The organism is Actinoplanes rectilineatus, from assembly GCF_000962825.1.
Lineage (GTDB): Bacteria > Actinomycetota > Actinomycetes > Mycobacteriales > Micromonosporaceae > Actinoplanes > Actinoplanes rectilineatus.
In genome coordinates, this window is sequence record NZ_JZKF01000013.1 from 74,032 (window position 1) to 87,128 (window position 13,097).

The following is a 13,097-nucleotide window of genomic DNA, read 5'->3' on the forward strand; positions in this document are numbered from 1 at the left end:
GACGCGTCACCGTGCGTACACGATGGGGTGTTGAGGGTAGGGTGACCGGGTGAGTATCGCGGCGGTGGTTTTCGACCTGGACGGCGTCATCATCGACACCGAGGAGGTCTGGGAGGAGGTCCGTCGCGACTACGTCGCCGAGCACGGCCGTGAATTCCTGCCGGACAGCCAGGACCGGATGATGGGCATGAGCACCGGCGAGTGGTCGGCGCACCTGGCCGACGAGGTGGGCGTGCCGCGCACCGCGGAGCAGGTCGCCGCCGACGTGCTGGGCCGGATGGCCGAGCGTTACCGGGCCGCCCTGCCGCTCATCCCCGGCGCGGCCGACGTGGTCCGGGCCCTCGGCGGGCACTACCGCCTGGCGCTGGCCAGCTCGTCGGCGCGGATCCTGATCGACCAGGTGCTGGCGACCGCCGGGCTGACCGGCGAGTTCGAGGTGACCCTCTCCACCGAGGAGGTGCCGCGCGGCAAGCCGGCGCCGGACGTCTACCTGGCCGCGGTCGCCAAGCTGGGCCTGACCCCGGCCGACTGCGTGGCGATCGAGGACTCGAGCAACGGCCTGCGGTCGGCGGGCGCGGCCGGCCTGACCGTGATCGCCGTCCCGCACGGCGTCTACCCGGCGGCTCCGGACGCGTTGGCCCAGGCGAAACTGGTGGTCAAGGCCATCACCGAGGTCACCCCGGAAGCGGTCGCCGCGCTGGTCTGAAACATGCCGGACATTCTCGTGTGAAAGATCTTCGATTCGGGTAGTCAGCGGGCCGTCCTCGAAGGGGGTGGCCCGTGTCCGGGTTGAGACTTGATGTCGGGTTGGTCGACTATCTGATTCTGGCGATCTATTTCGTCACGGTGCTGGGGGTCGGATTCGCCGCCCGGCGTGCGATCCGCACCAGCGCCGACTTCTTCCTCTCCGGCCGGTCGATGCCGGCCTGGGTGACCGGTCTGGCCTTCATCTCGGCCAACCTGGGCGCCCTGGAGATCATCGGCATGGCGGCCAACGGCGCCGAGTACGGCCTGATGACACTCCACTACTACTGGATCGGCGCGGTCCCGGCCATGGTGTTCCTCGGCATCGTGATGATGCCGTTCTACTACGGGTCGAAGGTCCGCAGCGTCCCCGAGTTCCTGCGGCTGCGGTTCAACCGGCCGACCCACCTGTTCAACGCGGTCAGTTTCGCGGTGGCACAGGTGCTGATCGCCGGCGTCAACCTGTACGCCCTGGCGCTGATCCTGCAGGCGCTGCTCGGCTGGCCGCTCTGGCTGTCGATCGTGATCGGCGCGGCGATCGTGCTCGCGTACATCACCCTCGGCGGACTGTCGTCGGCGATCTACAACGAGGTGCTGCAGTTCTTCGTGATCCTGGCCGGTCTGCTGCCGATCACGATCATCGGGCTGGTGAAGGTCGGCGGCGTCGACGGCCTGTTCGAGAAGGTGCGGGCGACGCAGCTGGGCGACGCCGCCCTGCACACCTTCCAGGACACCGCCGGCACCGGGAACCCGCTGGGTGCGAACTGGATCGGGATCGTCTTCGGTCTCGGGTTCGTGCTGTCGTTCGGGTACTGGACGACGAACTTCGCGGAGGTGCAGCGGGCGCTCAGTGCCAAGGACATGAGTGCGGCACGGCGTACCCCGATCATCGGTGCCTTCCCGAAGTTGCTGATCCCGGTGGTGACCGTGATCCCGGGGCTGATCGCGCTGGTGACCGTGCAGGGCCTGGGTGCCGAGGAGGGCGACCTGGTCTACAACAACGCGATCCCGCTGCTGATGCGCGATCTGCTGCCGAACGGTGTGCTGGGTGTGGCGGTGACCGGTCTGGTGGCGTCGTTCATGGCCGGCATGGCGGCGAACGTGAGCGGTTTCAACACGGTCTTCACCTATGACATCTGGCAGGCGTACGTCCGGAAGGACCGCAGCGACGAGTACTACATCCGGGTGGGCCGGATCGCGACGGTCGCCGGCATTCTGGTCGGCATCGGTACGGCGTTCATCGCGGCCGGCTTCGACAACATCATGAACTACATCCAGGCGCTGTTCTCGCTGTTCAACGCACCGCTGTTCGCGACGTTCATCGTGGGCATGTTCTGGAAGCGGATGACGCCGTGGGCCGGCTTCTGGTCGCTGCTGCTCGGCTTCCTGGCCTCGCTGACGCTGTACATCGGCCACCTGACCGAGGTGATCCCGTTCAACTCGGACCTGGAGGAGAGCTTCTGGGGTGCGGGGCTGGCGTTCGTGACGGCGGTGGTGGTCGCGGTGATCGTCACCCAGTTCACCCCGCGCAAGCCGGAGGACGAACTGAGGGGCCTGGTCTACGGCATGGCCGGCGAGGGCGGCGCGGTCTCCGAACCGGCCGTCTGGTGGCGCAACCCGGTGCTGCTGGGTGTGATCGCGGTGGTGCTGGCCGTCCTGCTTTACATCCCGGTGTGGTGAGGGGACAACCATGAGAATCTTCGATGTACGCGGGGTCATCGGCGGCCTGTTCGTCGTGTACGGCCTGATCGTCACCGGCATCGGTCTCTTCGACAGCCCGTCCGAGCTCGACAAGGCCGAGGGCATCCGGATCAACCTGTGGATGGGCCTGGGGATGCTGGCCCTGGGGCTGCTGATGCTGTTGTGGCTGCGCTTGAACCCGCCGCCGGAACCGGAGCCGGACGACGAGACGGCGCGGTGAAAAGCATCATGTGGCGGGTTTTTCAGCCGATATCCCTGGCATGGAACGTCTCGCCTCAGTCAGCAGCCTCGCCACGTCGGGCGGCAGTGGTGTCTCCGGCGTCGGCATGCAGATTCAGCTTCGCGTCGACTATGTCGTCAACCGGGTGATGGAGACTCATCGCGGCATGGCCGAGGACCAGGTCAAGCAGGCCATCCAGGAAGGGCTCCGCGGCTTCGGTGTGGTGCCCAACAAACGCCAGGTGGACCAGTACGCGGCCGCGATCTCGTCGATGCCGCAGCTGCCGCCGAGCAACGGCTGAGTCAGCCCGCGGGGAAGCGGACGATGCGGTCGTCGCCGTCACGGGGGTCGCCGCGGCCGTCGGCGTTCGAGGTGGTGAGCCACAGCGAACCGTCCGGCGCCACGGCGACCGTGCGCAGGCGCCCGTACTCCCCGGCCAGTTCCGCCTTCGCGTCGCCGCCGCTCAGGGGCACGGTCCAGAGCCGTTCGCCCTTGAGCCCGGCGACGTAGAGGGTGTCGCCGGCGACCGCCGCCCCGCTGGGGGAGGCCTCGTCGGTGGTCCACTGCACGAGCGGGTCCGCGTACCGGTCGTCGTCGGCCTCGCCCTCGACGTCCGGCCAGCCGTAGTTCTTGCCGGCCTCGATCAGGTTGACCTCGTCCCACTCGTTCTGACCGAATTCGATCCCGTACATCCGGTCTTGGGAGTCCCAGGCCAGGCCCTGGACGTTGCGGTGTCCCATCGACCAGACCGGCGAGTTCTTCCAGGGGTTCCCCGGCGCGGGCTCACCCTCGGGGGTGAGCCGCAGGATCTTTCCGCTCGGGTCGTCGCGGTCCTGTGACCGGGATTCGTCGCTCGCGTCGCCGGTGCCGGCGTAGAGCATGCCGTCCGGTCCGAAGGCGATCCGCCCGCCGTTGTGCCGCGGGCCCTTCGCGATGCCCTTGAAGATCACCTCGGGGTCGTCGGTGCGGTCCGGCCGGAAGCGGACGATGCGGTTGTCGTCGTCGGCCGTGTAGTAGGCGTACACCCAGCCGGTCTCCGCGTGGTCGGCCGCGACGGCCAGGCCAAGCAGTCCGCCCTCGCCGCCCTCGGCGACGCCGGGCACCTCGTAGATCTCCTCCGGCTCGCCGCCGCCGGCGCGGACCCTCAGCACCCGTCCGGTGTCGCGTTCGGCGACCAGTGCGCTGCCGTCGGACCGGAATGCCAGGCCCCACGGCACGTCGATGCCGGTCGCCACGGTCTCCGGACTGTTCAGGTCGGGTGTGCCGTCCGGGTTCGAGGCGGGGGTGGTCGCCCGCGGTGAGGTGGCCTCCGCGGTCGGCGTTCCGGGTGACGAGTCCGGGGTCGAGGTGGCGGAGCAGGCGGTCAGGGCGGCGACCCCGGCCGCGGTCAGGGCCAGTCGCGAGGTCCGGGCGAGGACGGTCATACCTCCACGGTACCCATGACCTTTTTATGGTAAAAACGGCGGTTTGCCGGATTGATCGCGCCGTCCGGGCGACGATGATGCGGCGCGGTGCGGCGGCCGGGCAGGGCGGAGAGAGGTTTTGCGCGTTACAGGACAGTCGGTCACGGCCGCGTTCCTCACCCTCACTGCCATCATCGGGTACGCCCTGACGCCGGCCGCGGCAGCCCGTGGCAGTGCGGTCCCGCCCGGTCCGCGCGCCCCCGTCCCGCCGGTGATCCGCTGGACGCCGTGCCCCGAGGACGACGAGGTCCAGTGCGGGACGATGCGGGTCCCGGTCGACTGGTCGGCCCCGCTCGGCGCCCCGATCGACCTCGCCCTGGCCCGCCGCCCGGCCACCGACCCGGCCCGCCGCATCGGGGTCCTGATGGTCAACCCGGGCGGCCCCGGCGCCTCCGCCGTCACCATGGCCCTGGACACCGAGTTCTTCAGCGCCGAGGTCCGCGCCCGCTTCGACATCGTCGGACTCGATCCGCGGGGCGTCGGCCGGAGCTCCCCGATCCTCTGCGACCAGAACGTGGTCGACGCCAAACCGTCCCCGCTCGTCGTGACCCCGGACGGCTTCGCCGCGCTGGCCGCGTACAACCAGAGGCTGGCGGCGGACTGCGAGAGCCGCAGCGGCGCGGTGTTCCGGCACGCCGACACGCTCAGCGTGGTCCGCGACACCGAGGAGGCGCGGATCGCCCTCGGCGAACAGCAGATCAGCTACTACGGCGCCTCCTACGGCAGCCTGATCGGCCAGCAGTACGGCGAGCTCTACCCGGACCGGCTGCGGGCCCTGGTGCTGGACAGCGTCATGGACCACACCGCGGGCGTGGACGACTTCCTCGGCCGCACCGCGGAGGCGGCGCAGGACGCGTTCGACGAGTTCGTCGCCTGGTGCGCCCGGGACACCCGGTGCGTGCTGCGCGGGCAGGACATCCGGGCGATCTGGAGCCGGCTGATGCAGCAGGCCCGGGCCGGTGAACTGGTCAACCCGTACGACCCGCCGAGCAGGCTCGGGGTGTGGGAGCTGATGGGCGCGGCGTTCAGCGCGTTCTACGACCCGCAGTGGTACTCGTTCGCGCACTACATCAAGGAGGCGAGCAACCCCGAGCCGGCCGCGGTGGCGCGCCGCGGACCGGGGCTGCTCGACCTCACCCCGTACAGCTTCCCGGCGGTGATCTGCCAGGACTGGGCGCTGCCGGTCGGGACGTTCGAGGAGTACCGCAAACGCCTGGACACCCTGGCCGTCAAAGCGCCGCAGGTGCTGGCCTCGCCGCTGGCGCTGACCGCCGCGACCGGCTGCCTCGGCTGGACCGGGACGCCGGCCAACCCGCAACGGCCGGTCCCGCCGGCCGCCGGGCCGGTGCTGGTGGTCAACTCCCGGCACGACCCGGCCACCCCGTACGCCTGGGCCCGCCAGCTGACCCGCCGGCTCGGGGCGCGGGCCCGGCTGCTGACCTACGACGGCTGGGGGCACGTCGCGTACAGCCACAGCCCCTGTGTCCGGGCGGCCGCCGACCGCTACCTCACCACACTGGCCCTGCCCGCCATCGGCGCGAGTTGTCCCGGCGTCGAGCCGGCGCCGTACGGCGTGGGTTGATCGTCGACCGACGGTTGTGCCCGGACCCGAACACCGGTAGGCAGGGATTGACAACCGAAACTGTCCGACCTGGAGGGCCGATGCGGTTCCTGCCCGCGCTGACAGCTCTATCGTTGACCACCTTGGGGATCGTGGCCGTCGCACCACCCGCCGTCGCCGGCGGCGGCACCACGGTCTCCGGACCCACCGCGACCGGATCCGGCGGCGCCATCGCCACCGTTGACGCCACCGCGACCGCAGTCGGCCTGGAGGTGCTGAGGAACGGCGGCAACGCGGTCGACGCCGCGGTCGCCGCGGCCGCCACGCTCGGCGTCGTCGAGCCGTTCTCGGCCGGCATCGGCGGCGGCGGATTCTTCGTGTACTACGACGCGAAACGCAAGAAGGTCTCCACCATCGACGGGCGGGAGACCGCCCCGGCGAGCGCGACCGAGTCCCTCTTCATCGACCCGGCGGACGGGTTGCCGTACGACTTCCAGGAGGCCCGGGTCAGCGGCCTCTCGGTGGGCGCGCCCGGCACCCTGGCCACCTGGGAGTCCGCGGTCCGCAACTGGGGCACCCGTTCGCTGGGCAGCCTGCTGCAGCCGGCCGCCCGGGTCGCCGAACGGGGTTTCCCGGTCGACGCGACGTTCCGCCAGCACGTGACCGACAACGTGGCGGCGTTCTCCCAGTTCGACGCCACCCGCGAGCTGTACCTGCCCGGCGGGGCGCCCCCGGAGGTCGGCTCCACGCAACGCAACCCGGACCTGGCGGCCACCTACCGGCTGATCGCCGCGAAGGGGACGGGCGCGTTCTACCGGGGGGACATCGGGGCCGATCTGATCGCGACGGTGCAGCATCCGCCGGTCGCCGACGATCCGGCTGTGCCGTGGGCGTACCCGATCCGGCCCGGCGGTCTCACCCGCAGTGACCTGGCCGGTTATCGCGTGCGCACCCCCGAGCCGACGAAGTCGGACTTCCGGGGCCTGACCGTGTACAGCGCGAACACGCCGTCCAGCGGCGGCATCGCCGTCGAGGAGGCGCTCAACATCATCGAGGCGGGGCTGCCGTCCGGCGCCACCGACACCGAGAAACTGCACTACTACCTGGAGGCGTCCGCGCTGGCGTTCGCCGACCGCAACCGTTACGTCGGCGCGAACACCGACCCGGCCCTGGTGAAGCAACTGATCTCGGACCGCTGGGCGAAGACCCGGGCCTGCCGGGTGGACCCGGGCGAGGCACTCACCAAGCCGGTCCCGCCGGGCGCCCTGAACGGGTCCGGATGCGCCGCGGCGACCGTCGGCGGCCCCAGCGAGCAGGGCCAGAGCACCACCAACCTGACCGTCGCCGACCGGTGGGGCAACGTCGTCGAGTACACCTTCACCCTCGAACAGACCGGCGGCAACGCCATGGTCGTGCCCGGCCGGGGATTCGTGCTCAACAACGAGCTGACCGACTTCAACTTCACCGGCACCCAGGGCGACGCGCCCGACCCCAACCTGCCCGCCGCGGGCAAGCGCCCGCGCAGCTCGATCTCACCGACGATCGTGTTCCGCGACGGTAAGCCCTACCTCGCGGTCGGCACGCCCGGCGGCGCGTCGATCATCACCACCGTGCTGCAGATCCTGGTCAACCGCCTGGTGCGGGGGATGACCCTGCCGGAGGCGATGGCCGCGCCGCGCGGCTCGCAGCGCAACACCGCGGGCATCCAGGCCGAACCGGCCTTCCGCACGCAGTACGGCCCGGGGCTGACCGCCCTCGGCCACGAGTTCGGCGCCGACGTGGCCGAACTCGGTGCGGCCACCGCCATCGAATTCACCCGGGGCGGCGGCTTCATCGCCTCCGCCGAACCGGTCCGCCGAGGAGGCGGCACCGCCGCGGTGGTCCGGCCCGCTCAGAACTGATCCATCGGCAACCTGATGAGCACGGTGGTCCCGGTGTCACCTCCGGTCAGCTCCACGCTGCCCTGGTGCTTCTCGACCACCGTGCGACTCAGGATCAGGCCCAGCCCGCTGCCCGGCAGCACCCGGTCGTGGCCGCGGCTGGTCCGGTAGTGCCCGGTGAAGATCTGCTCCCGCTCGGCCCGGGGCACGTCGGTCGCCGCGTCGGAGACCTTCAGCACGGCCGTCCGCCCGCTGCTGCGCAACGAGACGCCCACCCGCCCACCGTCCGGGCTGTACCGGACCGCGGTGCCGAGCAGGTTCTCCACGATGTGCCGCAGACGTTCCTTGTCACCCGGCAGGATCAGCTTGCGGGGCAGGTCGGCGTCGATCTCCACCGGCGCCCCGTCGATCGCGGTCCGGGTCCGGTCCACCACGTCGCGGACCACCTCGGCCAGGTCCATCGGCGCCCGGCGTACGTCGGCGTGCCCGGCGTCCAGGGCGGACAACTCCAGCAGCTCGTTGATGATGTCCCGCAGCTGGGTGGTGTTGCGTTCGATCACCCGGATCAGCCGCGGACCGTCGCGGACCAGGGTCGCCTCGTCCGCCCCGCCGAGCAGTTCGGTGTACGCGCTGATCGACGTGAGCGGCGTCCGCAGCTCGTGGCCGACCAGCGCCAGGTACTCGTTCTTGCTGCGGACCAGCTGGCGTTGCAGATCCTCGACCCGGCGGCGTTCCACGAACTGGCCCAGATGCGCGGCGATCCCGGACATCAGCGCGACCAGTTCGTCCTCCGGGTCCTCGATCGCGTCGGCGAAGACGGTCAGCACCCCGATCGGCCCACCGCCGTCGTGCACCGGGATGGCCAGCGCGGTGTGCAGGCGTTCCTGGGCGGTGTCCGGGGAGATCAGGCTCTGCGGGCGTCCCACGTCCCGGATCCACAGCGGTTTGTCCACCTGCCAGGCCCGCCCGGCGAGGCCCTGGCCGAACTCGAGCCGGGCCGGCACCGGAATCCCGGCCGGCCAGCCCGGCGTGCTCCAGCGGGCGGCGGCCCGGATCGTGCCGTCCTCGACCAGCCACAGCTCGGCGTGCACCCAGTCCAGGGTGGCGACCACCGCCTCCAGCACCCGGGGACCGGCGGCCTCGATACTCGGCGCTTCGGCGAGCGCGGTGGTGACCGCGAGTTCGCAGCTGCGGAACCGTTCGGCCCGCCGCTGGCGGGTGACGTCCTGGACGGCCTGGACCGCGCCGACCACCCGGCCGTTCGCCCCGTGGATCGGCTGCGCGTCCATCAGGTAGTGCCGGGTGCGGCGGCCGGCACCCTGCAACGACAGCGGCTCGTCCCGGATCCGTTCGCCGCGCAGCGCCCGCAGCAGGCCGGGGTCGTCGTTGTCGTCGGCGACCGGGACCCGGTCGCCCCACATCCGGCGCATCCGCTCGTTGACGAAGACGATCCTGCCGTCCGCGTCACACGCGGTCACCCCGTCGTGCAGGCTGTCCAGGACCGCGTCCAGGAAGCGGTGCTGTTGTTCCAGCTCGTGCCGGGCCAGCTGTTCGCCGATCAGCAGGGTGGCCACCCGGGCGGCCTCGGCGACCGCGGCGCTCTGTTCGCGGGTCCACTCCCGGGGGAGCGGGTCGTGCACGCAGCACACACCGAGGACGGTGCCGTCGCGGTCGTGTACCGGGTGCCCGAGGTAGGCGCCGCCCTGGGAGCGGAGCAGCCCGTCCGGGACCCGGTCGTCGGTGCGGGCGTCCGGGACGGCCAGCGCCTCACCGGTGCGGGCGACGATCCCGCCGATCTCGGCGGTGGCGTCGTCGCAGGCGGGGGAGCCCCAGGCGCCGTACGCGCGGAGCCGGTTGCCGTCGACGAGTTGCAGGCAGGCCGCCGGCGCCCCGGCGGCGCGGGCGGTCAGCGCGGCCAGCTGGTCGGCGGATCCGCTGCTCAGGGTGGTGTTCGAGACGACGGCCGGTTCCGGCGTGGCCGCGCTGGTGGTGACGGCCGCCGGTGTGCCCGAGTGCGAACCGGCGGCCGTCCCCCCGTAAGGCTCGGTCGTGCGCGCGAGTGCCACGGCTTTCACCGCACGTGTCCTGGGGGACCGTCCGGCGTTGCCGCCGGGGTCGTCTCGCCGCATGGCCGACCTCCACTCCAAGCCTAAAGGCGCGAAGGTGTCAAAAGCGGCATCTTGCCGGTTCGTGCCGCGTTCGGGTCGCGCCGGTGCACTGGGCGTACGTCTGCCTTGTCGGCAGGCTCACGCCCGTGTGTACCGAAAATCGCTGATCGGGCGGCCGGCTTCGGCACCCCGTCGCTCGAACTTGGTCAGTGGGCGACCGTGCGGGCCCTCCGGCAACCGGCGCAGGCCCGGATCGGCGTCGAGCGTCTCCGCCATCGCCTCCGCGTACTCCGGCCAGTCGGTCGCACAGTGCAGCACGCCACCCGGCCGCAGGCGCTCCCGCAGCACCGCCACGTTCGACGGCTGGATCAGCCGTCGCTTGTGGTGCCGCGCCTTCGGCCACGGATCCGGGAAGAAGACGTGCACCGCGTCCAGGTCGCCCGGCGCGATCCGCTGCACCAACTCCATCGCGTCGCCGTGCGCCACCCGCACATTGGTCAGGCCCTGCTCCTGGACCAGCGCCAGCAGGTTGCCGATGCCCGGCGTGTGCACCTCGACACCCAGGAAATCCCGGCCCGGCTCCGCTGCCGCCATCACCGCGGTCGCGTCACCCATGCCGAAACCGATCTCCAGTACGCGCGGAGCATCGCGCCCGAAGAGCGTGGCGAGACGCAGCGGACTCCGGTCGCCATCGGTCACGGTCAGGCCGAACAGCGGCCAGAGCGCGGCGTGCGCGTCGGCGTGCCGGGCACTCATCCGGCCCCGGCGTGGATGAAAGGTGCGGATCGGGCGATCGGCGGCGGCTTCAGCAGTCATGGCCGCCCCACGATACGGCCGACACCCATCCGACGCGAAAAGCCGGCCCGTCCACGGGCCGGCCCTTCCTATTCCGCTCCGTCTCGCCGACGTCAGCCCACGGGCTGGACACTCGGCTGCGAACCCACACGGAACGGGGTCCGCGACCCGTTGGTCAGGTTCACCAGCGTCACCCAGGAGTCGTTCGCGTTCTGGCTGGTCACCACGGCGCGGAAACCGTCGACGTAGGCCAGCTCGCGGTCCAGTTCACTGCCGACCGTCCGCTTGGCGCCGTTCATGGTGTCGTACTCGACCAGATGCACCGGCTTGCTGTCGGCGTCGGTCTCGCCCTCCTCGTACGCCGTCCAGGACAGCTTCGCACCGTCCGCACGCCAACTCGGCACCACGGCGAAACCACTGTTCTGGAGACCACCGCCGCCGTACGCCGCAACGGTCTTCTCGCTGCCGGTCTTCACGTCGCCGATGCTGAGACAGGCGTCATACGTCGACTCGCACTCACCGCCCCGGAACGCCACCTGCTTGCCGTCCGGCGACCAGGCCACCGCGTCGTCGGCCCGGAGCCGGTCGTTCAGCGAATTGCCGGACACCTTGCCTGACACCTTGGCAGCGGCCTCCGACGGTAGCGGCTCACCGCGGCAGTCCTGGGGGAACACCACCTCCGGGGCCGCACGCTCCTGCGCCGTGGAGATCCGGAACACCCCCGGCGCCCCGGTGCAGGACAGCGACGCGAACGCGATCCACTTGCCGTCCGGCGACCAGGACGGACCCGCCGCCGCACGGGTGGTCAGCCGGCGCTGCCCGCTGCCGTCCGCGTTCATCGTCCACAACTGGCCGTCCTTCAGGTACGCCAGCTGCTTGCCGTTCGGCGACCAGCGCGGACGGGCCTGGTTGCCGCCGGTGGTGAGACGCTGCTCTTTCTCGCCCATACTGGCGAAGATGTCACCACCCCGCACGTAGGCGACCATGCTGGGCAGGGCGGGCGTCGCCGCCTCCACCGAACCGGCCTGCACGACGGAGCCCGAGAAGCCCACCGCCGCCGCCAGCGTCACCGTCTCTGCCACATGTCCGAGTTTCATGGCCGAACGCCCCCCGATGTTCGTCCTGACTGTGCTTTCGCCTTTCGCCTGGTGAAATCGTCGCGCCGGAGCGGTCCCTGAGCGGTTGAATCGCCGATATCCGTGGAAACCGTGACGGTTCGGTTGAGGGATATCCCCTGTTCGGTGGTATCCACCCGGACGTCGGGTCCGGGCGCGCCTCACCGTCCTCAGTGGTGTGACCCGGCCACACACGTCTCCGTTGCTTTCCGGGTGCGGGCACGGTTCCGTCCGGTCGCCGGCCTTTCCGATTGCGGGCGCGGTCCGCCGGGCTGCTGCCTTCCGGTTGCGGAGGCGGCCCCGCCGGACGGCGGGGCCGCGTGTGATTCAGCGGTCCGCGATGCCCACTGTTTCGGCAGGTGTCACGGGTTGCTCAGCTTTATCGGCTTTTGTCTTCGTCGTTTTTGTGGTGCCGCCGGTCCCGACGTAGAGACTCACCACCGCGCCGAGCAGCAGAATCCCCCCGACGACCGCCGGGACGGACAGCCGCTCGCCGATCAACAACACCGCCAGCAGGGCCGCGGCGAGCGGCTCCAGCAGCGTCACCACGGCCGCCACACTGCTCGACGTGTGCCGCAGACCGGAATAGAACAACGCGTACGCCAGAGCCGTCGCGAACGCCCCCGCATAGAACAACAACGCCAGCGGAGTAGCCGCCGGCGTGAACACCAGCCCCTCCACGGCGGCCAGCGGGGCCAGCGCCATCGAACCGATGACACAGGACAACGTGGTCAAATGCAGCGGCCGAACCCCCTGCGCGGTGTGCCGGCTCAGCGCCGTCGACGCGGCATAGACGATGCCCGACCCCACCGCGGCCAGCAGCCCGAGCCCCGCAGTGGCAACCGGCGACCCGGCCGTGTCCCCACCGATCAACACCAGCCCGAGGATCGCCGCCGCCGACGCCCCGAGCGCCGCGACGCTGGGCCGCTGCCGGGTGCGCAGCGTCTCCCAGACACTCAGCAACACCGGTGCCAGCCCCAGACTCACCACCGTGGCGACACTCACCCCACCGAGCCGCACGGCCAGAAAATACAACGCCTGATAGGCGGCCAACCCCACCCCGGTGGCGGCGGTCGCAACCGGTGCGGCGAGGAACGCCGCCCAGATCCGTCGCCGAGCCGGAAACCCGATGACGAGCAGAACCCCGGCGGCCACCACAAGCCGGTAGAACCCGATGGCCAGAGCACCCAGCCCGGTCCGTTCCGCAACGACCTGAACAACAACACCGGTAGTGCCCCAGAGCACCCCGGTAACGGAAAGTTGAAGCAGACTCAGCCGCGCGACAGCAGCAGGAGACATCGAAGATGACATGAGAGAGTGCGCTCCGTGAGAAGTGAGTCGGTCAGGGCCGGCTGCGAAGCGCACTACTGCGAAGCCGCACGGGACTCACCCGGTCGGCGCACCTAGCGCTCCGCTCAGGAGCGCGGCGGCGAAAGCAGACCCGAATACGTACTCACCCCCCGACCTTACCCCGCCACCCCGCCCGGCCCGTTCCACCCGGCCCGATCCG

The 13,097-nt window shown here is 70.9% G+C and carries 11 protein-coding genes; 6 read left to right on the forward strand and 5 right to left on the reverse strand.

The features are described from left to right. Positions 1 to 49 precede the first annotated feature (49 nt). From WH85_RS12875 to WH85_RS12890, 4 genes are all read left to right on the forward strand, one after another. The gene (locus WH85_RS12875; protein WP_045742054.1) at positions 50 to 706 is read left to right on the forward strand and encodes an HAD family hydrolase; all 657 of its coding nucleotides are present in this window, start codon (positions 50 to 52) and stop codon (positions 704 to 706) included. A gap of 74 nt (positions 707 to 780) precedes the next feature. After that, positions 781 to 2,424, forward strand: coding sequence for a sodium:solute symporter family protein (locus WH85_RS12880; protein ID WP_045742055.1), 1,644 nt, complete (start codon positions 781 to 783; stop codon positions 2,422 to 2,424). Positions 2,425 to 2,434: 10 nt separating this feature from the next. Then, on the forward strand, positions 2,435 to 2,665 hold the full coding sequence (locus tag WH85_RS12885) for a hypothetical protein (protein WP_045742056.1): 231 nt from the start codon (positions 2,435 to 2,437) through the stop codon (positions 2,663 to 2,665). A 40-nt stretch (positions 2,666 to 2,705) separates the two neighbouring features. Continuing rightward, the gene (locus WH85_RS12890) at positions 2,706 to 2,966 is read left to right on the forward strand and encodes a hypothetical protein (RefSeq protein WP_045742057.1); all 261 of its coding nucleotides are present in this window, start codon (positions 2,706 to 2,708) and stop codon (positions 2,964 to 2,966) included. A gap of 1 nt (position 2,967) precedes the next feature. On the opposite strand, the gene WH85_RS12895 is transcribed toward WH85_RS12890, so the two are convergent. After that, positions 2,968 to 4,089, reverse strand: coding sequence for a PQQ-dependent sugar dehydrogenase (locus tag WH85_RS12895; protein ID WP_045742058.1), 1,122 nt, complete (start codon positions 4,087 to 4,089; stop codon positions 2,968 to 2,970). Positions 4,090 to 4,207: 118 nt separating this feature from the next. On the opposite strand from WH85_RS12895, the gene WH85_RS12900 reads away from it, so the two are divergent. Together WH85_RS12900 and ggt are read left to right on the forward strand one after the other, a co-directional pair. Next, positions 4,208 to 5,710: an alpha/beta hydrolase gene (locus WH85_RS12900; protein ID WP_045742059.1), complete on the forward strand. Its 1,503-nt coding sequence runs from the start codon at positions 4,208 to 4,210 to the stop codon at positions 5,708 to 5,710. A gap of 80 nt (positions 5,711 to 5,790) precedes the next feature. After that, a complete protein-coding gene (ggt, locus tag WH85_RS12905; protein ID WP_045742060.1) occupies positions 5,791 to 7,590 on the forward strand; it encodes a gamma-glutamyltransferase in 1,800 nt (599 codons plus the stop codon). Here the strand turns inward: ggt and WH85_RS12910 are convergent. From WH85_RS12910 to WH85_RS12925, 4 genes are all read right to left on the reverse strand, one after another. After that, complete coding sequence (locus tag WH85_RS12910) at positions 7,581 to 9,635, reverse strand: sensor histidine kinase (protein WP_245673917.1); 2,055 nt, start codon at positions 9,633 to 9,635, stop codon at positions 7,581 to 7,583. The two genes, ggt and WH85_RS12910, sit on opposite strands and share 10 nt — an antisense overlap. Positions 9,636 to 9,815: 180 nt before the next feature. After that, positions 9,816 to 10,493, reverse strand: coding sequence for a tRNA (guanosine(46)-N7)-methyltransferase TrmB (trmB, locus tag WH85_RS12915; RefSeq protein ID WP_045742062.1), 678 nt, complete (start codon positions 10,491 to 10,493; stop codon positions 9,816 to 9,818). Positions 10,494 to 10,585: 92 nt separating this feature from the next. Then, the gene (locus WH85_RS12920; protein ID WP_245673918.1) at positions 10,586 to 11,554 is read right to left on the reverse strand and encodes a TolB family protein; all 969 of its coding nucleotides are present in this window, start codon (positions 11,552 to 11,554) and stop codon (positions 10,586 to 10,588) included. Positions 11,555 to 11,914: 360 nt separating this feature from the next. Next, positions 11,915 to 12,952, reverse strand: coding sequence for a DMT family transporter (locus WH85_RS12925; RefSeq protein WP_245673919.1), 1,038 nt, complete (start codon positions 12,950 to 12,952; stop codon positions 11,915 to 11,917). Between the last annotated feature and the right edge of the window lie 145 nt (positions 12,953 to 13,097).